This is a genomic window from Labilithrix sp. (genome assembly GCA_019637155.1).
Taxonomy (GTDB): Bacteria; Myxococcota_A; Polyangia; order Polyangiales; family Polyangiaceae; genus Labilithrix.
On record JAHBWE010000015.1, the window covers coordinates 18,749 to 40,424 of the forward strand.

20 protein-coding genes and 2 tRNA genes are annotated in these 21,676 nt (G+C 70.2%); 10 read left to right on the forward strand and 12 right to left on the reverse strand.

What is annotated here, in order from left to right:
• Nucleotides 1-348 precede the first annotated feature (348 nt).
• The 3 genes from KF837_29405 to KF837_29415 all read left to right on the forward strand — a co-directional run bounded on the left by KF837_29405 (nt 349) and on the right by KF837_29415 (nt 1,702).
• Entirely contained in the window at nt 349-1,230 is an 882-nt protein-coding gene (locus KF837_29405; GenBank protein MBX3231479.1) for a hypothetical protein, read from the forward strand.
• A 71-nt stretch (nt 1,231-1,301) separates the two neighbouring features.
• A complete protein-coding gene (locus KF837_29410) occupies nt 1,302-1,442 on the forward strand; it encodes a hypothetical protein (GenBank protein MBX3231480.1) in 141 nt (46 codons plus the stop codon).
• A 56-nt stretch (nt 1,443-1,498) separates the two neighbouring features.
• Nucleotides 1,499-1,702, forward strand: coding sequence for a hypothetical protein (locus KF837_29415; GenBank protein ID MBX3231481.1), 204 nt, complete (start codon nt 1,499-1,501; stop codon nt 1,700-1,702).
• Between the two features lie 131 nt (nt 1,703-1,833).
• Here KF837_29415 and KF837_29420 read toward each other — a convergent pair.
• The 3 genes from KF837_29420 to KF837_29430 form a co-directional block, all read right to left on the reverse strand.
• Nucleotides 1,834-1,908 (reverse strand) — tRNA-Glu (locus KF837_29420).
• A 39-nt stretch (nt 1,909-1,947) separates the two neighbouring features.
• Nucleotides 1,948-2,021: transfer RNA gene (locus KF837_29425), tRNA-Gln, on the reverse strand.
• Between the two features lie 88 nt (nt 2,022-2,109).
• A complete protein-coding gene (locus tag KF837_29430; protein MBX3231482.1) occupies nt 2,110-3,885 on the reverse strand; it encodes a serine/threonine protein kinase in 1,776 nt (591 codons plus the stop codon).
• Between the two features lie 286 nt (nt 3,886-4,171).
• Between KF837_29430 and groES the strand changes: the two genes are divergently transcribed.
• Both groES and groL read left to right on the forward strand, forming a co-directional pair.
• A complete protein-coding gene (groES, locus tag KF837_29435) occupies nt 4,172-4,462 on the forward strand; it encodes a co-chaperone GroES (GenBank protein MBX3231483.1) in 291 nt (96 codons plus the stop codon).
• A 17-nt stretch (nt 4,463-4,479) separates the two neighbouring features.
• The gene (gene groL / locus KF837_29440) at nt 4,480-6,156 is read left to right on the forward strand and encodes a chaperonin GroEL (GenBank protein MBX3231484.1); all 1,677 of its coding nucleotides are present in this window, start codon (nt 4,480-4,482) and stop codon (nt 6,154-6,156) included.
• A 70-nt stretch (nt 6,157-6,226) separates the two neighbouring features.
• Here the strand turns inward: groL and KF837_29445 are convergent, their stop codons facing one another.
• Entirely contained in the window at nt 6,227-7,438 is a 1,212-nt protein-coding gene (locus KF837_29445) for a hypothetical protein (GenBank protein MBX3231485.1), read from the reverse strand.
• Nucleotides 7,439-7,588: 150 nt separating this feature from the next.
• A complete protein-coding gene (locus KF837_29450) occupies nt 7,589-8,131 on the reverse strand; it encodes a TlpA family protein disulfide reductase (protein ID MBX3231486.1) in 543 nt (180 codons plus the stop codon).
• Nucleotides 8,132-8,200: 69 nt separating this feature from the next.
• Between KF837_29450 and KF837_29455 the strand changes: the two genes are divergently transcribed.
• Genes KF837_29455 through KF837_29470 form a run of 4 tightly spaced genes read left to right on the forward strand, consistent with a single transcriptional unit; the run spans nt 8,201 to nt 14,145 of the window.
• Entirely contained in the window at nt 8,201-8,968 is a 768-nt protein-coding gene (locus KF837_29455; protein MBX3231487.1) for a 3',5'-cyclic-nucleotide phosphodiesterase, read from the forward strand.
• 43 nt (nt 8,969-9,011) lie between these two features.
• Nucleotides 9,012-11,450: an ATP-binding domain-containing protein gene (locus KF837_29460; protein MBX3231488.1), complete on the forward strand. Its 2,439-nt coding sequence runs from the start codon at nt 9,012-9,014 to the stop codon at nt 11,448-11,450.
• Nucleotides 11,451-11,454: 4 nt separating this feature from the next.
• Nucleotides 11,455-12,471, forward strand: coding sequence for an NAD(P)-dependent glycerol-3-phosphate dehydrogenase (locus KF837_29465; protein MBX3231489.1), 1,017 nt, complete (start codon nt 11,455-11,457; stop codon nt 12,469-12,471).
• Nucleotides 12,472-12,504: 33 nt separating this feature from the next.
• On the forward strand, nt 12,505-14,145 hold the full coding sequence (locus tag KF837_29470; GenBank protein ID MBX3231490.1) for a serine/threonine protein kinase: 1,641 nt from the start codon (nt 12,505-12,507) through the stop codon (nt 14,143-14,145).
• 12 nt (nt 14,146-14,157) lie between these two features.
• Here KF837_29470 and ureG read toward each other — a convergent pair whose 3' ends face one another.
• The 7 genes from ureG to KF837_29505 all read right to left on the reverse strand — a co-directional run bounded on the left by ureG (nt 14,158) and on the right by KF837_29505 (nt 20,252).
• Nucleotides 14,158-14,883, reverse strand: coding sequence for an urease accessory protein UreG (gene ureG / locus KF837_29475; GenBank protein MBX3231491.1), 726 nt, complete (start codon nt 14,881-14,883; stop codon nt 14,158-14,160).
• A complete protein-coding gene (locus tag KF837_29480; protein ID MBX3231492.1) occupies nt 14,880-15,509 on the reverse strand; it encodes an urease accessory protein UreF in 630 nt (209 codons plus the stop codon). The genes ureG and KF837_29480 overlap by 4 nt, the downstream gene beginning before the upstream one ends.
• Nucleotides 15,510-15,511: 2 nt before the next feature.
• Complete coding sequence (gene ureC, locus KF837_29485) at nt 15,512-17,224, reverse strand: urease subunit alpha (protein ID MBX3231493.1); 1,713 nt, start codon at nt 17,222-17,224, stop codon at nt 15,512-15,514.
• Nucleotides 17,221-17,976 (reverse strand): urease subunit gamma, encoded by a 756-nt coding sequence (locus tag KF837_29490; GenBank protein MBX3231494.1) that lies wholly within the window; start codon nt 17,974-17,976, stop codon nt 17,221-17,223. The genes ureC and KF837_29490 overlap by 4 nt, the downstream gene beginning before the upstream one ends.
• A complete protein-coding gene (locus tag KF837_29495) occupies nt 17,976-18,809 on the reverse strand; it encodes an urease accessory protein UreD (protein MBX3231495.1) in 834 nt (277 codons plus the stop codon). Before KF837_29495 ends, KF837_29490 begins: the two co-directional genes overlap by 1 nt.
• A 15-nt stretch (nt 18,810-18,824) precedes the next feature.
• A complete protein-coding gene (locus KF837_29500; GenBank protein MBX3231496.1) occupies nt 18,825-19,367 on the reverse strand; it encodes a hypothetical protein in 543 nt (180 codons plus the stop codon).
• 120 nt (nt 19,368-19,487) lie between these two features.
• Nucleotides 19,488-20,252 (reverse strand): HAD family phosphatase, encoded by a 765-nt coding sequence (locus KF837_29505; GenBank protein MBX3231497.1) that lies wholly within the window; start codon nt 20,250-20,252, stop codon nt 19,488-19,490.
• A 369-nt stretch (nt 20,253-20,621) separates the two neighbouring features.
• Between KF837_29505 and KF837_29510 the strand changes: the two genes are divergently transcribed.
• Entirely contained in the window at nt 20,622-21,653 is a 1,032-nt protein-coding gene (locus tag KF837_29510; GenBank protein MBX3231498.1) for a hypothetical protein, read from the forward strand.
• The last annotated feature ends 23 nt before the right edge of the window (nt 21,654-21,676 follow it).

Below are 21,676 nucleotides of genomic sequence, written 5' to 3' on the forward strand. Positions count from 1 at the left end.
GCCACCTCGGCGGACGGCGCCGGCGCCGACGCCTTGGTGCTCCCCCGGCATGACGCGAGCACGAGAGCGAACGCCACCGTCCGCGTCAGCACCATGACAGCTTCATACCCTCCTTCGCCACACACCTCGCCGCGAAGTTGTTTTCGGAGCCGCCGCGCCGCCGCGTGTCTCCGCCCACTGCACGCATCATCACACGGGGCGCCGCGCTGGCGCTCGCGCATCTCCGCCGGGCATGGCCACGCGCGCGGGCATGGTGGGGTCCGACTCCCTGCCGCCCCACTACTTGCATTATGCACATGATGAGGACCAACGATGACATGGCGTAGAGGACACGGTGCGGGGGCGGGAGTGCCGCGCGTCGAGGTCATGCCTCCCGACGAGCTGCCGGTGAACGTGCCCGCGCGCGCCGACGACGAGAGCCCGCACGACCGCGGCGAGCACGGCCGCTTTGCTCGTGGCGACGGCATCGCTCGTCGCGGAGGTCATGCACGCGCGGGACAGACGCGCCTCGCCGATCGGATGGGCCTCGCGACGCTCGCGGGCGATGCCGCGTTCGCGCCCTATCGCCGCGCCGCGGTCTCGTTCCGTCGGGCGCAGTGCGCCGAGCTTGCTCGCACGGTCGGCGGCGGCATCTGCGGGCCGTCGTCGGGCGAGACGTGCACGTGCATGAGGGTCGGCGCGGTTGAAGACGAGGACGGCGATCCGAAGGCCGTGACCCTCGACTGCACGCCGGACGAGGCCGCACGCGAGGCGAGCATCGCGCGTGCGCTCTCTCGGCGCGAGGTTACGCATGAGGACGCTGCGGAGCGCGTTCGTGCGCTTCGCTTGGATTCGAGAACGGAGGAACACCACATGCTGAAGTCGAGCCCGGTTACCGCAGACGAAGAGATCGAGGACGCGTGCGCGTACATCGTCGCGAGGGAGGTGTGGCGCGAGAGCAGCCGCCGCGTGCCAAGCGCCCCACCGGAGTCATCGGCCGCGTCGACGCGATCATGCCGCCGATGCCGAGGCCTCGCCTCGACGCCCGCGAGGTCGACGTGTGCAGGCCGCGAGGCGGTCGAGGCCGACGTCCTCGCGGCTCGTCGGCGCCGCCGTGATCGGGGATGCTGCCGTGACGAAGAGGAGCTTGCGACGAGCATCGCGCCAGTCGTCGCCCTCGCGATCTGGTCGGCCCGCAAGCTGCACCGCGCGCGGACGATCGAGATCGGCCGCTTCGGGAGCGACCGGTGAGGCACTTGCGCGGCACGTGTAGCGCGCGCCATACTTGAGGCATGGGGCCCAGGGAGAAGAGTGAGGACAACATGCCTGTGCTCGTCCCGGCGTCCGACGAGGACCGTCGCGAGCTCGAAGCGGCGCTCGCGGAGACGGACGCGATCGAGCTGACGCCCGAGGAGCTCCGGCTCTGGGCCGAGACCGGCGAGTGTCCCGCACGCCTTCGTTGAGGCCACGGTTCATTCGCCGTCTTCACGCGCTGGGGGCCGTTCCGGAGAGCCCAGCAATGGCCGCAGTCGGACGGACGATCAACGCGATCTGCGCGTCGGCGATCTTGCCGACGCCGTTCGACGCCGTCGCGACGATCCCGCCGACTCAGGCCGCGCTCGTTCGGCGTGTGCCAAGGTTCAACCTCTGGCTGTGGTACCGCGTCGACGATGAGCGCGTGGACTTCATCATGGTGACACCCACGCCGCCTGTCATCGAGTGACGGGGCTGGCCCAGAACCGACCCGAGAAGCGCTTTTCGCAGGTCGTCAGACTTGCGTCATAAATCTGCGGTCGTCTTCAACGCAAAAGCCCAAGGTATCGCTACCTTGGGCTAGTTCTCACAGTCGCGTTTTGGCGACCCCAGCGGGAATCGAACCCGCGTTACCGGCGTGAGAGGCCGATGTCCTAACCGCTAGACGATGGGGCCAGTCGTGAATCCTTGGAACGAAGTAGGGGAGAGGGAGGGTGGCTGGCGGACTAGGATTCGAACCTAGATAGTCGGAGCCAGAATCCGACGTCCTGCCATTAGACGATCCGCCAATGTCACCTGTGCGTGACCGCACCTGGCTGGTCCGCGCACCATAGTCAGGCGCAATTGCTTGTCAAGAACGCCTACACGCGGCGCACCTCAAAACGTTCGCGAACGCCCCCGCTCCGGGAGCCGCGCCGGATGCGTGAAACCATTCGCGTTCGTTCGCGTCGTCGCTGCCGGTCGGGGTGGGGCGTACGGATCGTCGCGGACCGACAAGCGCGGGCGCGGCGGAGCGCTGCGCGGGCCGGGAGGCGGTGGTGGCGGCGGGATCACCGCGGCCTTGAAGGGGCCCGCCGGCGGCGCCGCCACCCTCTCCTCCCGCTCTGGCAACGCGAAGCTCGGCGGTACGAACGTCGACGTCCCGAACCTCAGCGGCCGCTCGACGATCAGGCTCTCCACCGGCTCGAGCGTCGCCGCAGCGGCAGCCGCCGCAGCGGGCGGCGCAGCAGGAGACGGCGCGAAGAGGCTCACGACGAAGAGCACGCCCGCCCCCGCCACGACGCCGATCGCACCCCAGCGCCGTCGCTGAAAGCTCCGCTCCGCCTCCGAGCGCATGTCCGCCGGCGTCGTCGCCGCCCGCAGCCGCTCCACGAGCCCGCTGCCCTTCGGCCGCGCCGCCCGCAGCCAACCGCCCTTCGCGTCCGCCGGCTTCGACGCCGCCCGCTCCGCGCGCCAGCCGCCCTCTGCGTCCGCGCGCGCAGCCAGCGGCTTCGTCGCCGCCCGCAGCCGCTTTGCGAGCCAGCCCTTGGCGTGCGTGTGCATCTTGCTGAGGTCGGCTCCGAGGTTGGGGAGCGACGTTGCACCGAGGTGGTGGCCGGGGAGGGGAGGGGGGCCGCTCGCCGCCCGCTTCACCGCCGCCACCATCCGCGTCACCGTGTCGAACGGAAGCACGTCGCTCGACGCGAGCGACTCCTCGGCGCCGTCCCGCGCGTCATCCCCAACCCGAACGTCAGCTGAAGCGTCATCGAGCGACACCGCCATCGCGAGCTGCGGCGCGACCGAGGGCGCGGCGTTCCCGCGCGGAGCCGGAGCGGGCGCGGGTGCGGGCGCCTGCGCGCTCGGAAGCGTCGGGCGTACGTCGCCGAACGGCGCGAGGTCACGCGCGAGCGCGCGCACGGTCGGCGGGCGGCCTGCCGGATCCTTCGCGAGGCAGGCGCGGACGATCTTCGCGAGCTCGTACGGAACGTCCGGCGCGGCGAGGAGCGCGGGCTCGTGGTACGCGACCGCGACGAACATCCCTGCGATCGTCTCTGCGTCGAACGGGAGCTTGCCTGCGATGAGCTGGTGCAAGATGACGCCGAGCGCCCAGACGTCCGCGCGCGCGTCGACCTCCGGATCGCGGAGCTGCTCCGGCGCGAGGTACGCCGGCGACGCGAACCACGCCGCCGAGCCCTCCTCGCTCTCGAGCGGCTGCATCATCCCGAAGTCGAGCACCTCGAGGACGCCACCCTTCGTGAGGAGGAGGTTCTGCGGCTTCAAGTCTCCATGCACGACGTCGGCGGCGTGCGCGTCCGCGAGGCCGATGCACGCTTGCAGCACGAGGCTCACCGCTTCACGCGCCGGCAGGGAGCCGTGCTCGGCGAGGAGCTCCGCGAGCGTGCGGCCCTCCGCGAGCGACGACGCGATGAAGGGATACCCCTCCTCCGTGAGCCCCGTGTCGACGACGCGCGCGACGTTCGCGCTCCTCAGCGCGGCGACGCGATGCGCGACCGCGAGCACCGCCTTGCCCTGCGCCGTCGTCAGCGTGGTGAGGACCTTCAGCGCGACGCGACGATCGAGCCGGACGTGCCGCGCCGCGACCACGAAGCCCGAGCTCCCCACCCCGAGCAGCCGCTCGACGCGGTAGCGCCCGGCGATCGTGTCGCCTCGCATCGTGTACCCAGGGACCACTCGCGCTCCGGAACCCAACATGGCATCCGATGCCCCTGCAGCCTGGATGCCTCGGCCGTTTCGGCGGAAAGCGCTCGTGTTTCCATACGGTTAACGTCCAAGCGCGAGCCTGGCAGAAAGCCTCATCTTCGCGGGCGTGGGCGGGAAAGCGCAGCGTAGGCCTTGACGCCTGGGGACCGGGGTAGCAGGTTGCGCCCGATTTCTGGCACTCACCTAGACCGAGTGCTAACAGCCCGCGTTCAGCGGCTCTCAAGTCAGGGTAATCACCATGAAAATTCGTCCGCTGCAGGATCGTCTCGTCGTCAAGCGCACCCAGGAAGAAGAGAAGACCAAGGGCGGGATCATCATCCCCGACACCGCCAAGGAGAAGCCGCTCGAGGGCGTCGTCGTCGCCGTCGGCTCGGGCAAGGCCGTCAAGGGCGGCAAGGTCATCCCGCTCGACGTGAAGGAGGGCGACAAGGTCCTCTTCGGCAAGTACTCGGGCACCGAGGTCAAGATCGACGGCGAGGAGCTCGTGCTCCTCCGCGAAGAAGACGTCCTCGCGGTCTTCAACAAGTGAGCTGAGGGAGAAGAACCATGAGCGCAAAGCAGATCGTCTACTCCCGCAACGCGCGCGGCCGCATCCTCCACGGAGTGAACCTCCTCGCCGACGCGGTGAAGGTCACCCTCGGCCCCAAGGGTCGCAACGTCGTCATCGAGAAGTCCTACGGCTCGCCCGTCGTCACGAAGGACGGCGTCACGGTCGCGAAGGAGATCGAGCTCGGCGACAAGTTCGAGAACATGGGCGCCCAGATGGTGCGCGAGGTCGCGTCGAAGACGAACGACAAGGCCGGCGACGGCACCACGACCGCGACCGTCCTCGCGCAGGCGATCTACCAGCAGGGCCTCATGCTCGTCGAAGCGGGCCACAACCCGATGGAGCTGAAGCGCGGCATCGACGCCGCCGTCGCCGCGATCGTCGCGGAGGTGAAGAAGGTCTCCACCCCGACGAACGACAAGGAGCACATCTCCCAGGTCGGCACCATCAGCGCGAACGGCGACAAGTCGATCGGCGACATGCTCGCGAGCGCGATGGAGAAGGTCGGCAAGGAAGGCGTCATCACCGTCGAAGAAGCCAAAGGCATGGACTCCGCGCTCGAGGTCGTCGAGGGCATGCAGTTCGACCGCGGCTACCTCTCGCCCTACTTCGTGACGAACACGGAGAAGATGACGACGGAGCTCGAGAACCCGTACATCCTCATCAGCGAGAAGAAGGTCTCGGCGATGGCCGACCTCATCCCGCTCCTCGAGGAGGTCGCGCGCTCGGGTCGCCCGCTCCTCATCATCGCGGAGGACGTCGAGGGCGAGGCGCTCGCCACGCTCGTCGTCAACAAGCTCCGCGGCGCGCTCAAGGTCGCCGCCGTCAAGGCGCCGGGCTTCGGCGATCGCCGCAAGGAGATGCTCAAGGACATCGCGACGCTCACCGGCGGTCAGGTCGTCTCCGACGACCTCGGCGTGAAGCTCGAGTCCTTCACCACGAAGGAGCTCGGCCAGGCCAAGCGCGTCACGATCGACAAGGACAACACCACCCTCGTCGACGGCGCCGGCGACAACAAGGACATCAAGGGCCGCATCGAGACGATCCGCAAGCAGATCGAGAACACGACGTCGGACTACGATCGCGAGAAGCTCCAGGAGCGCCTCGCGAAGCTCGCCGGCGGCGTCGCGATCATCAAGGTCGGCGCCGCGACCGAGACCGAGATGAAGGAGAAGAAGGCCCGCGTCGAAGACGCCCTCCACGCCACCCGCGCGGCGGTCGAGGAAGGTGTCGTCCCCGGCGGCGGCGTCGCGCTCCTCCGCGGCGCGAAGGCGCTCGACGCGCTCAAGCTCGAAGGCGAGCAGGCCTTCGGCGTCCGCCTCGTCCGTCGCGCGATCGAGGAGCCCCTCCGTCAGATCGCGAAGAACGCGGGCCAGGACGGCTCGGTCGTCGTCGAGAAGGTGCGCGAGAGCCAGGGCGCGTTCGGCTTCAACGCCGCGACGGACAAGTACGAGGACCTCGTGAAGGCCGGCGTCATCGACCCGACCAAGGTCGTCCGCTCCGCCCTCGAGTTCGCCGCGAGCGTCTCCGGCATGATGCTCACCACCGAGGCGCTCATCGCCGACAAGCCGAAGAAGCCCGCCGCGGGCGGCGGCGGCGGTGGCATGGGCGGCATGGGTGGAATGGGCGGCATGGGTGGAATGGGCGGCATGGGCGGCGACTTCGACATGGACTGAGGCTTTTCAACGACAGAGCCTCGGCGTCCGTACGGGCCGAGGCTCTGTCATTCCATGTCGGTGGGTGGCGCTACCAGCCGGTGACCTTCTTGATCTCCGCGATGAGGGTCGTCGCCATGCGGTCGTGGATCTTCACGCCCGGGTGGTAGTCGCAGCCGTCGCGCTCGGCGTCGTCGGTGAGCACGGGGAGATCGATGAAGTGCACCTTGTCGTCGCCGCCCGTCTTCCGCGCCGCGACGACCTCCGTGAACGCGCGCTTCTGGTTCGTGTGAGCGTCGAAGCCGACGGGGTACCAGTCGTTCTGCGTCGGCGAGACGATGACGAAGATCGGCGCCGCCGCGTACTGGGCGCGGACGGCGCTGACGAGCTTCGCGAACTTCTCCTTGAACGCGCCGAACGCCGGCGGATCGACGACGCCCGCCCGCGGCTGCGCGTAGTCGTTCGAGCCGAGGTTGATGAGCACCGCGTCCGGCGCGGGCGCCTTCGTGAAGTCCCAGGCCGGCGTCGCCGACTCCGGCGTCGCGCGCGTGAAGAGGTCCTCGAAGACGATCGGATCGTTGCGGTCGTTGTTCTGGACGACGCCCTTGCCGCTGTACGCGATGACGAGCGCGTCGGCGTCGAACGCGTCCGCGACCTTCGCCGCGTACGTCTTCGTGACGTTCTGCGTCGAGGCGCTGAACGGGCAATTCGGGCCCTTGCCCTCGACGCCGTACCCGGTCGTGTTCGAGTCGCCGAGGAACTCGATCTTGCGCGTGCGCGGCTTCGGCGGCGCGAGCAGCTTGCCGCCGCCGAAGTCGAAGCCCTTGAACTTCGTGACGCCGACCTGGCCTTCGACGCGGCGGATCAGCTCGACGACGTGCTCGCCGGCGGGGAGGTCCTTCGCGAGCTCGTAGACGTGCTCGCCCTCCTTCAGCTTGAGGACCTGGACCTTGTCGTCGACGCGGAGATCGAGCTCGCTCGGCCCCGCGTAGAGGTTCGTCTCCGCGAGCGTCGCCGACACGCCCGTGCCCTCGAAGCGCGCGAGGATGCGCGTGTTCGGCCAGCCGAACGTGCGGGTGTCGCCGTCGATCGCGAAGCGCCCGACGAAGGCGACGGCGGGCTCCGCGGGCGCCGGCGGGTCGACGTCCCCTGGCTTCGTCGGCGGAGGCGACTCCTTGTCCGCCGGCGGCGGGGTCCGATCGGGCGGGTTCCCGTCGCCGCCCGGCGGCGACCCCGAGTCGGCCGAAGTGCACGCCACCGCCAGAACCGACGCGGCGAGCACCGCCGCGAGCCGTCGTCCCATCCCGTTCCTCCACGCAACGAGGGAGCAATCCCCGGACCGCGCCCCGGCGTCGATATTGGCCCGCTTTCAGCGTGATTCACGAGCGATCCATGGACGCTGCGCCCACGTCGCTTGCGTGAAATGCTGCACCGCGCTGCCGCCGACGGCGCGTCAGAGGAGCTCCTTGATCTCCTTCTCGATCTCCTTCTCCTCGCCGTCGCGGAAGCCGGTGTGGATGTGTCGGATCGTGCCGGTCTTGTCGATGACGTACGCCGACGGCATGTTCGGCGGGTGGTAGCAGTCCGCGATCTTCTTCTCGGCGTCCCAGCCGACCGGGAACTTCGCGCCGTGCGCGCTGATGAACCCGGCGATCTTGTTGTCCTCGTCGTCGGTCGACACCGCGAGGACCTCGAGCCCGTTCGCCTGGTACTTCGTGTAGAGGTCCTGGTACTTCGGGAACGACTTCTTGCAGGGCTCGCACCACGTCGCCCAGAAGTCGATCACGGTGACCTTGCCCTTCTCGATCGTCATCTTGCGCCCGCCGTTGACGGACGCGAGCGAGAAGGAGGAGGCGAGCTTGCCGACCTCGGGCTTGCCGGTGCAGCTGATCTCGGCCTTCGTGTCCGCGCTCGACGTCGACGTCGGGTCCTTCGCCTCTTCGTTGCACGCCCCGAGGAGCACGAGCACGAGCGCGAGAGCTGCACGCATCTTCATGGCTCGCGAGCGTACCCGAGGACGGCGCGTTTTTGACTCTTCCGGATCCGTGGCGATAAGCTCCCACCCGTGCAATTACGCGTAGTCGGCTGCCACGGCGGGGAGACCCCGAAGCACCGCACCTGCGCGTTCCTCCTCGACGAGCGGATCGCCATCGACGCCGGATCGCTCACGAGCGGCCTCGATTTGCCGCTCCAGTTCAAGCTCGAGGCCGTCCTCGTCAGCCACGCCCACCTCGATCACATCCGCGATCTCGCGACGATCGCCGACAACCGCGCGCAGTACGGGTGCAAGCCGCTGCAAGTCTTCGGGACGAAGCCCACCATCGACGTCTTGAAGAAGCACTTCTTCAACGACCTCCTCTGGCCGGACTTCACCGCGATCCCGACGAAGAAGGAGCCGACGATCGCGTACCGGATCCTCAAGCCCGAGGTGCGGGTGGAGGTCGCGGGCTACGGCGTCCGCGCGATCACGGTGAGCCACACGATCGACGCCTCCGCGTTCATCATCGACAAGGGCGGCATCTCCGTCGCGTACTCCGGCGACACCGGTCCGACCGATCGCCTGTGGAAGGCGCTCGACGAGACGCCCGACCTCCGCGCCCTCCTGATGGAGGTCAGCTTCCCGAACGAGCGCCAGCGCCTCGCGACCGTGAGCGGTCACCACACGCCGCAGACGCTCATCACCGACCTCAAGAAGTACAAGTCGCCGAAGACCCTGCCGACGCTGCTCTATCACATCAAGCCCGCGTTCCAGGCCGAGGTCGAGAAGCAGTGCGCGAAGCTCAAAGGCGTCGAGCTCACCGTCCTCCAGCTCGGCGAACAGCTCCTGCTGTAACCCTGTAACCGGCCGAGGCCGCGTGCTATGTCGGTCGGCCCCTTTGAGCGCCGCCGAAACCAACGAAACTGCCCCGATCCCGGGCCTCGAAGACGACGAGGACGGGTCGCGGATCGTGCGCGAGGAGATGCGGCTCCTCGAGACGGTGCTGAAGAACCTCGGCCCCGCCCCGCCGGAGAGGGACCCGAACGATCCCGTCGTCCAGAGCGAGATGGCGGCGCAGCTCGCGGACGACGACCGGCGTCTCCTCGAGCTCCGCGACCTCGCCGCCTCCGCGAAGCCGGAGGACCTCCCGATGCTCTTCGAGCAGATGCACACGCTCGGGGCGCTCCGCGCGCACCGCGGGAAGGGGATCACCGGATCGGTCGATCGCAAGAGCCCGTACTTCGGGCACCTCCGGCTCGAAGAGCAGGTCCTCCAGCGCGGCGGCAAAGGGCAGGGGAAGGAGCGGCGGCGCGACGTCCTCATCGGATCGCGCCAGTACCTCGACGCGGCGGCGGGCATCCGCATCGTCGACTGGCGCAACGCGCCGGTGAGCCGGATCTTCTATCGCTACCGCGAAGGCGACAGCTACGAGGAGACGCTCGGCGATCAGCCGGTCGAGGGCGAGGTCGCCGCGCGCCGCACGGTCGCGATCGTCGACGGCGAGCTGCGCAAGGTCACCGCGCCGCAAGGCACCTTCGTGAAGGAAGCGGACGGCACGTGGCGCCGCGCCGCCGCGCACACCGCGCGCCTCCGCCTCCCCGCGGCGGGCACGAGCACCGCCGCGACGCCGCCGAAGCCGGGCAAGGAGACGACGACGTCGGCCGATCGCCTGCTCCCCGCGATCGCGGCGATGCTCGACAAGGAGCAGTACGACCTCATCACGAAGCCGGGGATCGGCCTCGTCGCGATCCAGGGCAGCGCCGGGAGCGGCAAGACCACGGTAGGCCTCCATCGCGTCGCGTACTTGCACGCGAGCCAGCCGAACCGCTACCGCGGCAGCCGCATGCTCGTCATCGTGCCGAACGAGGCGCTCGTCCACTACACGAGCCGCGTGCTCCCGGCCCTCGGCGTCGACGGCGTGCCGGTGTTGACCTTCCATCGCTGGGCGGTGCGCGTCGTGATGGACCTGTTCCCGAGGTTGCCCTCCGCGATCAGCGACGAGACGCCGCCGCTCGTCTCGCGGTTGAAGAACCACCCCGCGATGCTCGAGGCGTGCGCGTCGATCGGCGAAGAAGCGATGACACGCGTCGACGCGAAGGTCCGCGCCACGATGGCGAAGTGGCCGGAGGGCGAGCGCGTCATCGCGGCGTGGGACGCGACGAAGGGCGCGCCCGATCGCCGCGTGACGCAGCTCGCGCAGTGGCTCGCCGGCAAGCGCGACCTCGCGAACACGAAGGGCTCCGGCGATCTCCCGAACGTGACGCGGAGCGCGGTCGAGTCGATGGGGCAAGAGCTCCGGAGCGAGACGCGCAACGTCCTCGGCGCGTGGGACGAGGTCACCACCTCGCGGCCGCGGCTCGATCGATTCTTCGGGAAGTACTTCGGTACGGGCCAGCTCGATCAGGTGCACGAGTGGTGCACGCGGCAAGCGCGCGTCCGCACCGAGCACGAGCGCGACGGCGAGACGCCTTCGCTCGACCTCGAGGACCGCGCGCTCCTGCTCCGCCTCTTCCAGGTCCTCCGCGGCCCGCTCCTCGACGGCGACGGGCAGCCGCTCACGTGCGCGCACCTCTTCATCGACGAGGTGCAGGACGCGTCGCCGGTGGAGCTCAAGGTGCTCCTCGAGGTCGCGCGCGGCACCGCCGACGTCGCGACCGATCTCTCGCAGCTCTCCGTCACGCTCGCGGGCGACACCGCGCAGCGCATGCGCGAGGAGGACGACGAGCACGTCCCGTTCGACTGGGACGCGACGCTGAAGGAGCTCGGCGTCCCCGGCGGCGCGAAGGCGATCGATCCGCTCAAGGTCAGCTACCGCTCGACCGCGCCGATCACCGCGTTCGCGCGCGGCGTGCTCGGTCCCTTCGCGCACGAGGCGGAGCCGATCGCGCCGCGCGGCGGACCGCCGGTCGAGGCCTTCACGTTCGCGTCGGCGGGCGAGGCGGTCGCGTTCCTCGCCGACGCGCTGCGCGAGCTCGCCGCGAACGAGCCGGACGCGAACGTCGCGCTGCTCTCGCGCTTCCCGCAGCAGGCCGAGATGTACTTCGAGGGCCTCCAGCGCGCCGAGGTCCCGAACGTGCGCCGCGTGCGGCGGCAGGACTTCACGTGGGAGCGCGGCTTCGACGTCACCGACGTCCGGCAGACGAAGGGCCTCGAGTTCGACGAGGTCATCCTGCTGGAGACGACGGCGTCGAGCTACCCCGACACCGCGCAGGCGCGCCACGCGCTCTACGTCGGCGCGACGCGCGCGGCGCATCAGCTGTGGTGCCTCTCGAGCGAGTCCCCGTCGAAGCTCGTGCAAGAGGGCCTCGCCGCCTCCGCGGCCGCGCCTACGGAGTGACGGCGTGACGACGGTCGCGGTGATTGGTGGCGGTGCGTGGGGGACGGCGCTCGCCGCGCATGCGTCGCGGCTCGGGCACGACGTGAAGCTCTGGGCGCGTGAGGAGGAGGTCGTCCGCGACGTCAACGAGGCGCACGAGAACCGCCTCTTCCTCCCCGACGTGAAGCTCCCGTCCGCGATCGTCGCGTCGAGCGACGCGCGGACGGTCCTCGACGGCGCGGCGATCGTCCTGCTCGTGCCGCCGTCCGCGTTCCTTCGCTCCGTCACGACCCTCATCGCGCCGCACGTCCCGAAGGGCGCCCGCGTCGCGATCGCGACGAAGGGGATCGAGAACGACTCGCTCCGGCTCATGCTCGACGTCGCGGCCGAGACGCTCGGCGGCGTCGTTCCGCCGGCGGAGCTGGCCGCGCTCTCGGGCCCGAGCTTCGCGAAGGAGGTCGCCTCCGGGCTGCCGACCGACGTGGTCGTCGCCTCGAAGGACGAAGCCGCGGCGACCGAGCTGCAGAGCGCCCTCCACTCGCCGATGTTCCGCGTCTACACGAGCAAGGACCCGATCGGGGTCGAGGTCGGCGGCGCGATGAAGAACGTCCTCGCGATCGCGGCCGGCGCCTGCGACGGGCTCGGCCTCGGGACCAACGCGCGGGCCGCGCTCGTCACGCGCGGCCTGTCCGAGATGGCGCGGCTTGGAGTCGCGCTCGGCGGCGATCCGCTGACCTTCATGGGCCTCTCCGGCGTCGGCGACCTCATCCTGACGACCACGGGCGCGCTCTCCCGCAACCGCGCCCTCGGGATGAAGGTCGCCGAAGGGGCCGATCCGGCCGGGTTTCTCGCCTCGCAGCGGACGGTGGCGGAGGGCTACCTGACCGCGAAGGCCGGGTTTCAGCTGGCGCAGCGTCACGGGGTCGACGTCCCCATCACGGAACAGGTCTTTTACGTACTTCATGAAGGGCGGCCGCTCCTCGACGCCATGAAGCGGCTCCTCACCCGCGCGCAGAAAGAGGAGCTTTGGGGCCTCACGTAAAGGTATCCTGACGCCGAAAGCGGCCTCGCGACTGTGAGCACCATCCTCGATACCGGCGCCGTCCTCGATGGGAAGTACCGGCTTCTCCGCCGAATCGGCGAGGGCGGAATGGGCACGGTGTTCGAAGGCGAGAACGTCCGCATCCGGCGGAAGGTCGCGATCAAGGTGCTGCACGAGCACGTCGCGACCTCCCCCGAGTTCGCGCAGCGCTTCGTCCGCGAGGCGCGCGCCTCCGCCCGCATCGGGTCGGAGCACGTGTGCGACGTCCTCGATCTCGGCGACCTCGAGAACGGCGAGAAGTACATCGTCATGGAGCTCCTCGACGGCGAGAGCCTCGAGGACAAGCTCGAACGCGACCTCAAGATGACGGCCGCGGACCTGGCCCCGGTCGCGTTCCAGATGCTCGACGGCCTCGGCGCGATGCACCATGTCGGCGTCGTCCACCGCGATCTCAAGCCGGCGAACGTCTTCCTCTGCAAAGGGAAGGGGGGCGACGTCAGCGTGAAGATCCTCGACTTCGGCGTCGCGAAGATCGAGGCGAGCGACGAAGACCCGAGCGGCGTCCACGACATGACGACGACGGGCACGATGATGGGCACGCCGCTCTACATGTCGCCCGAGCAGGCGCGAGGCGCGCGCGACGTCGACGGCCGCACCGATCTCTACGCCGCGAGCGTCATCTTCTACCGCGCCCTCACCGGCGAGGTGCCGCACCACGGGACGAGCCTCCACGAGCTCCTCTTCAAGATCGTGCTCGACGAGCCGAAGGCGATTCGCGACCTCGCCCCCGAGGTCGACGACGAGCTCGCGCGGATCGTCATGAAGGGCCTCTCGCGCGATCCGGAGAAGCGCTACCCGTCGGCGCGGACGTACCAGGAAGACATCGTCGCGTGGGGCAAGGACCACGGCTTCGACTTCAGGATCACGCTCCCGAGCGAGCCGCCGCTGCTGCGCAAGGTGACGGGCGGCTTCCCCGCGGCGCAGATCGAGCTGGCCGCGCCGGCGATCCGCTCCGGCAACACGCCGGTCTCCGTCGACGGGCGGAAGAGCGCCCCGGCGATCACGCCGGACGCGGCGGCGATCGGCGTCGCCGACACGCAACCGTCGAGAGCGCCAGAGCCGCCACAGACGATGCAATCGCCGGCAGCGTCGACGATGGGAGAATCGCCATCGCTCGCGCCGAAGCCCGCCGCCGGCGATACGCTCGTCGCGGGAGGGACGCCGAAGGAGCCGGCCGCGGCGCCGCCCCCTCCTCCGACGAGGCCCTCGCCGCCGGAGCCCGCGAAGGCGACCCCCGAGGCCGCGGCGACGCCGGCGCCGGTGGGCTCGTCGATGACGATGTACATCGTCGGCGGCGTGATCGTCGTCGCGTCCGCGATCCTCGGCATGAAGCTCGGCATCGCGAGCAAGCCGCCGGAGCCGGAGCCCGCGCCGAGCGTCTCGGTGAGCGCGCCCCCGTCTGCGCCGCCCCCGCCCGCGTCGACGCCGGCCGCGATCGTCCCGGTGGTCCCGTCGGAGTCCGCGGCGCCTTCCGTCTCTGCGCCGCCCGCGCCCCCGCCGCCCGCAGCGCCCCACCCGAACGTCGCGCCTCCGCCGAAGCCGAGCCCGGCTCCACCCCCGACCCCCGCGCCCGCCATCTCCGGCCGCGTCATCCGCACCGACGCGGGCTTCTAGGGGTAGGGGAGCTTAGGGGGTGAGTGCTTCGTCGCGGGCGTGGAGGAGGTGGGTGATGATCTCGTCGACGCCGTCGCCGATGTTGCAGCGGGCGAAGACGACGGGGCCGCCCTGGCGCATGCGCTCGGCGTCCTTCGCCATCACCTCGAGGCTCGCGCCGACGTGCGCGGCGAGGTCGGTCTTGTTCACGACGAGGAGATCGCTCTGCGTCACGCCGGGGCCGCCCTTGCGCGGGACCTTCTCGCCGCCGGCGACGTCGACGACGTAGATCGTGAAGTCGACGAGCTCGCGCGAGTACTGCGCGGCGAGGTTGTCGCCGCCGCTCTCGACGAGGAGGAGCTCCGGCTTCGGCGACAGCGCGCGCATGAGGTCGTCGAGCGCGTCGAGGTTGGGCGTGATGTCCTCGCGGATCGCCGCGTGCGGGCAGCCGCCGGTCTCGACCGCGCGGATGCGGGAGGAGGGGAGCGCCTCGTTCCGCTGGAGGAACTCCGCGTCTTCGCGCGTGAAGATGTCGTTCGTCACGACCCCGAGCGACATCCGGTCGCGAAGCTTCCGGCACAGCGAGAGCACGAGCGCGGTCTTGCCGCTCCCGACCGGGCCGCCGATGCCGACCGTGAACGCGCGCGTCGCGAACGATCGCGGCTTGCGCGGGGCGCGGCCGCGGAAGAGGCCGGGGCCGTCCCAGCGCTCGTGGTCATGGTGATGGTGGTCGTGATCGTGGTGGTGATGATGGCTCATGACTGGAACATCCTTCCGTCGAGGCGTTCGTGGAGCGCGGCGTAGATCTCGAGGAGCGGCGCGGTCTGCGCCGGCTCGTCGACGCGGGTGGCGGCGACCTCTTCGAGGAGGGGCGCGCACGCGGCGTGGAGCTGCTGCGCCTCGAGCGGCCCGACGAGCCCGAGGCGCACGGCGGCGGAGAGGACGATGCGCGCGAGGCCGTGCAAGTACGCCGCGACGGTCTCGTCTTCGGACACACCGTGCGCCGCGAAGAGCGCGCCGAAGACGGGTGCATGATGCATGGGACCGTCGTGCGCGCGGAGCAGGGCGAGCTCGGCGCGCTCCGTCCACACGCGCAGCGCGGCGCTCGCGAGCGCGCGGCCCTGGGCGCGGCTCGCGTGGTTCGGACCGCGAAAGAGGAGGAGCGCATCGCACGCGTCGTCCGCGCCGACGAGGTCGCGCCGCGCGCGCCGCACGAACGGCAGCGCCGCGCGCGCCGCCTGCCGCAGCGTCGCGTCGAGGAAACCGCCGAGCTCGAACCCTCCGAGGACGGAGGCCGCCTCGAGCCCGTTCGAGTGCGCGAAGCCGCCGGCGGGGAAGCTCCCGTCCGCGAGCTGAAGCAAGAGCCAGCGCGCGCTCGCCGTCATCGTCAGAACAGCGAGTAGAGGCGTCCGAGGGCGACGCGGGCGGCAGGGGTGGCGCGGAGGAGCGCGCCGTCGGCGAAGACCTCGTAGGTCTCCGCGTCGATCCGCATCTTCGGGAGCGCGTCGTTGAGCTTCATGTCGCGCTTGGTGACGGAGCGGCAGCGGCGCACCGCGTTGAGCCGCTTCTTCAGGCCGATCGCGCCGATGTGACCCTCGGCGATCGCGCGCTGCGAGACGAAGGCGATGCTCGTCACGCCGACCGAGCCGCCTTGCGCGCCGAACATCGGGCGCATGTAGCTGGGCTGCGGGGTAGGGATGCTCGCGTTCGGATCGCCCATCTGCGCCCAGGCGATGAAGCCGCCCTTCAGCACGAGCTCGGGACGGATCCCGAAGAACGCCGGCCGCCACAAGACGAGGTCGGCCCACTTGCCGACCTCGACCGAGCCGATCTCGTGGCTCATCCCGTGCGCGATGGCGGGGTTGATCGTGTACTTCGCGACGTAGCGGCGCGCGCGGAGGTTGTCGTTGTTGCCGCTCTCGCCCGCGAGGCGACCGCGCTCGTCCTTCATCTTCGCCGCGGTCTGCCACGTCCTACAGATCACCTCGCCGACGCGCCCCATCGCCTGGCTGTCGCTCGAGATGATGCTGAGCGCCCCGAGATCGTGGAGGACGTCCTCGGCCGCGATCGTCTCCGCGCGGATGCGGCTCTCCGCGAACGCGACGTCCTCGGGGATCCGCCGATCGAGGTGGTGGCAGACCATGAGCATGTCGAGGTGCTCGTCGAGGGTGTTCTTCGTGAACGGGCGGGTCGGGTTCGTGGAGCTCGGGAGCACGTTCTCTTCGCCGCAGACGCGGAGGATGTCCGGCGCGTGCCCGCCGCCCGCGCCCTCGGTGTGGTACGTGTGGATCGTCCGTCCCTTGAACGCCGCGATCGAGTCGTCTACGTAGCCCGACTCGTTCAGCGTGTCGGTGTGGATCGTGACCTGGACGTCCTCCTCCTCCGCGATCCCGAGGCACGTGTCGATCGCGCGCGGGGTCGTCCCCCAGTCCTCGTGCAGCTTGAGGCCGACCGCGCCGGCGCGGATCTGATCGACGAGGCCGTCGGTGAGCGACGAGTTGCCCTTGCCGGTGAGGCCGATGTTGATCGGCAGGACGTCGGTGGAGTGCAGCATCAGCTCGATGTGGCGCGCGCCGGGCGTGCACGTCGTCGCGCAGGTGCCGGTCGCGGGGCCCGTGCCGCCGCCGATGAACGTGGTGACGCCGCTCGCGAGCGCCTCGGGGACCTGCTGCGGGCAGATGAAATGGACGTGCGCGTCGATGCCCCCGGCGGTGAGGATGAGGCCTTCGCCCGCGATCGCCTCCGTCGTGACGCCGATCACCATCGCGGGGTGCACGCCGCTCATCACGAGCGGGTTGCCGGACTTGCCGATCGCGACGATGCGCCCGTGCTTGATCCCGACGTCGGCCTTGTAGATGCCGCTCCAGTCGACGATGAGCGCGTTCGTGATGACGACGTCGAGCGCGTGCGCGTCGTCGGCGCCGGGCATCTGCCCCATCTGGTCGCGGAGGACCTTGCCGCCGCCGAACTTGCATTCGTCGCCGTACGATCCGAGGTCCCGCTCGACCTCGACTTCGAGCCCGGTGTCGCCGAGGCGAACGCGGTCTCCGGTCGTGGGCCCGTACATCGCGACGTAGGCGCGGCGATCGAGGCGCGTCATCGGGCGGGCTCCTTCATGGCGGGCATGTCGGGCAGCTTCCCCGACGCGCGATCGTATTGCTGCGCGATCTGCTCGGGGGTGAGGGAGCGCACGGCGGTCTCGCTCGGCGCGTTGGCGACGAGGGCGACCTTGCGCGTCTCGCCCGGCTCGAAGCGCACCGCGGTGCCGGCGGGGATGTCGAGGTGCTTGTCGGTCGCGAGCGCGCGATCGAAGTCGAGCGCGGCGTTCGTCTGCTCGAAGGGGTAGTGGCTCCCGACCTGGATCGGGCGATCGCCCTTGCTCGTCACCTCGAGGATCACGCGCTCGCGGCCCGGGTAGAGCTCGACGTCGCCGCCGCCGAGGATCACCTCTCCCGCGTGGACGTCCTCCGCGACGTCGGCGAAGACCTTCGGATCGGGGACGGGGAGGAACGATCCGTAGAGCGCGAGCGCGAGGTCGCCGTCGTCGAGGCTGATGGGATCGTGGACGGTGATGAGCTTCGTGCCGTCCTCGAACGTGCCCTCGACTTGCACCTCGTGGATCAGGCGCGGGACGCCGGGGAGGACCTGGCGCCGGCCGAGGAGGCGGCGCCCGAGGTCCATCAGGTCGGCGACGCTGTGCTCGCCGTCGCGCACGAATTCGAGGAGCTGCGTCGATAGGAGGGCGACGGACTCGGGGTAGTTGAGGCGAAGCCCGCGCGCGAGGCGCTTCTGCGCGAGGAAGCCGGCGCCGTGGAGGAGGAGCTTGTCGAGGTCACGAGGCGAGAGGTGCATCAGTACCGGGACGAGAAAGGGTCCACGACGTCGATGTCCGGAAGGTTTCGGAGGCGCGCGCGCGCGGCGGCGATCGCGGCGGCGGGGCTCGATGCCGCGACGCGGAGGGCGGCGCCGGGCGCACGGAGGAGCGGGCTCGTCGCGAGGGCGAGGTCGCGGGTCGGGGGAGGGGGCGCTGCGGCGATCGCTTCGGCGACGGTTCGTGCTCCGGCTCCGACGGCGACGAGCGTGAGGAACGCCTCGAAGGACGCGGCTTGCTCCGCGATCGCGCCGTCGAGCCGGAGCGCGTCGACGAGCACGTCGCGGCCCTCGGCGCGGACGGTGGTGCGGAGGTCGAGCGCGCGCATCTGCCAGCGCTCGCCGTAGGCCGCGCGCCCCGAGGTGAAGCCGTCGAGGAGCACGCACGAGGCCTCCGGCGCCGTCAGCTCGACGTCGACGCGTTGCGTGTACGATGCATCTTTGAACGCGGCGACGGGATCGGGGAGGAGCACCAGCGTGCCGGCGACGCGCGCGCGGATCGACTGGCGTGATGCGCCGCGGAACACCTTGGTCGAGGCCTGCGTGAACACGAGGAGCGTGGCGCCGGGCCCGACGTCGATCGCGGTGTCGATCGCGTCGCCGTCGACGAGGCCGCCGCCGAACGTGACGAGGCAGACGCCGGCGGAGCGGGTGGGGAAGTCGGGCCGGACGAAGCGGAGCGGGCTCGTCGCGTGGGCCTCGGCGAGCACGGTGCGTCCGCCCTCGAGGCGGGCGACGAGGCGACCGGATCCGGTCCGGGCGCCCCGTCGTTCGACGTCCGTGGGCGAGGGCGCGGGCGCGGCGGGCGCGGTCATCGCGCGCCATCATACTTATTGAAGCTGCGAGATCGTCGGCTCGTCGGTGAACGTGTCGATCTTCTTCGGCGTGACCTCGAAGCTGACCTTGTTCTCGCGCTCGGTGCGCTCGATCCGCATGACGGCCCAGTGCCCGGTCCACTCGCGGTGCTTGTCGTTGCCGTCGCAGCCGCAGCGTTGATCGCGGAGCGTGATATCGGTCGCGCCGGCGGGGACCTTCACGTAGTCGACCATGTACCCGTAGCCGTCGACCTCGCAGTGCGAGCCGACGTCACCGCCGCAACGCGACTTGGTCGAGGGGTCGAAGAGGAACCAGCCGACGTTCCTCGGAGCGCTGGCGGAGTAGAGGAGCACGTACGTCGCGTCGGGGTCGGCCTCGCGCACGGTGACGACGACGTCGGCGCGCTGCTGGCGATCGTTGTCGACGGCGAAGAGCGCGTAGCCGTCGGCCTTCAGCGTGCCGTCGACGGAGACCCTGTTGTCCTCGTCGTCGCAAGCGACGGAGAGGGCGGCGAGGGACACGGTGGCGAGCGCGGCGGTGAAGCGGCGAAAGGACATAGCGGGCCCCGTCAAAGCAACGATGATGCCGCCCGCAAACACCGAAAATTCCGCCGTTTCCGGCCCGGTCGAGAACACCGGTTCTCACGTGCCGCCGACCGCGCTCCACATTCCGGCCGCTCAGCGCGCGGTCGCGGCGACCACGATGGGCACCGCCGGCGCGGCGATCTCTCGAGGCGCGCGCCGGATGCCCGCGAGGCCGTTCCTCATCATGCTCTCGAGGAGCTCGACGACGCCGGCGCCGCGCGGCAGCGACATGGTGAGGTCGGCGCGCTCCTTCAATGCGGGCACGGCGTTGGCGACGGCGACACCGAGCCCGGCGGCGTTCAGGAGCGAGTGGTCGTTCTCGGCGTCGCCGATGCCGACGACCTGCGAGGCCTCGAGCGCGAAGTCGAGCAGCGCCGCGCGGAGCCCGCTCGCTTTGTTGACGCCGGTCGGGAGGACCATGACGGCGCCCTTGTTGAAGATGACCTCCAGCTCGAGCCCCATCTCGCGGATCGTCTCGAGGACGACGTGCTGATGCGGCTCCCACGTCGCAACGATGACCCGCCCACACGAGATCGGCCCGACGCCGCGAGCCACGAGCGTCTGCGCGAAGGCCGGCGGCGGCGCGGTGGCGAGCAGACGCACCGCCGCGGCCTGCGCATCGGGCTGCGGCGTGTAGAGGAGGGCACCGTTCTCGGCCACGACCGTGTCGAAAACGTCGAGCTCGGGAAACACCCCTTGAAGCTCATCGAGCTCGCGCCCGGTGACGAGCACGAGCGTGATCCCCGCGGCCTTCGCACGCCGCAGCGCCTCCAGCGTCGCCCCCGCCACCCGCCCATCCTCAGCAAGCGTCCCATCGTAGTCCGTCGCAAGCACGCGATACGCGATTGGCTGACCCATACAAAACTGCATGCAATCGACAGACCCCAACCGCCTTCGTCACGTCGCCGATCGAGCCCTCCGCCGTGGCTTTAGTTTACATAATGCATCTTATGCGAAATTCGAAATGACCGTGGGAAGAGCGCACTGGCGAGCAATCCCCGGTGTTTTCCTGCCCTCTCGAGAGCCGCGTCATGCGGGCGGACGGACGGATGCGGTGGTGCCGAGCCGCGTGCGAGCGGCGCGCGATCCACAGGACTCCATGCGGACCTGGCTTCGCTGGGCGCAACACGCGGGTATCGCGCCGCAATCGCGCCCTCTGAAATCGGCACGGCGGGTGCTGTCTTACATCTCGCGACATGTGTCGCCACTGAGGGGAGACTCATTGCCATGCTTCGTTCGCTTCGCTCGCTGCTCGTTGTCCTCGTTCCGTCCATGCTCGTCGCGTGCGCCGCGACGCCGAGCGGAGAGGAGGAAGACACGCCCGCCCCCACCGCCGAGAACGACCTCGTCGGCATCGCCGATCTCGAGCCCCTCCAGACGAGCCTCGGTCTCACCTGGGACGCCCAACGCACCCGCCCCGAAGCCCGCGTCAAAGCCGGACCCTGCTACGCCCGCATGGAGCAGACCGGCCGGCCGTGGAACATGCGCCGCTACACGACCGGCGCCGCCTTCTTCTTCACGAACGTCGCCGGCGACGCGAAGAACCCCGTCGAGTGCGTCGACCTCGACGTCCCCGCGAGCGACCGCACCATCGGGCTCGCCGGCCTCTCGCTCGACATCGCCGGCCGCAGCGGGCTCGGCAAGCTCGTCGCCGACGACAACACCGCCGACCCGACCGGCGGCGGCGTCCGCACCTTCACGTTCGCGCGCGGCGCGATCGAGATCGCGACCGTGCCGGCCGACTTCCCCCTCACCATCGCGGACAACGTCGCCGCCTACGACGTGAGCTTCCGCGGGATGATCCGCTCCGTGACGATCGCCGGCATGCCCACCGACCGCGGACCCCTCACGAGCGGCTACGCCGCCCCGACCGTGCCCCAGCTCGCCTCGCGCGCCACGATGCTCGCCCATCGCTACGCCAAGACGAGCCCCGGCGCCTCGCTCGACAACGACCCCGTCGGCCGCCTCCTCGGCATCGAAGACCGCACCGGCGCCGACCCCGACGAACGCCACTACGTGTTCCACTACGAGCGGGTAGATGTAAATTACATGCTTTACCGGACCGCCCTCATGGGCGCGGGGCTCCCGCCCGAGCCGCCGATCCCCGACGATCGCTCGGAGTGGATCGCGCTCCTCCCGCACGGCGACAGCCCCTACTCCGCGAGCTGCCGGCACGACCTCGAGCCCGCCGCGAGCCCCATCGTCTGCGCCGTCCACTCCGACCTCGGACGCTGGGAAAAAGGCTGGGGCACCGACTGAAACGCGACGACGGCGATGCGAAC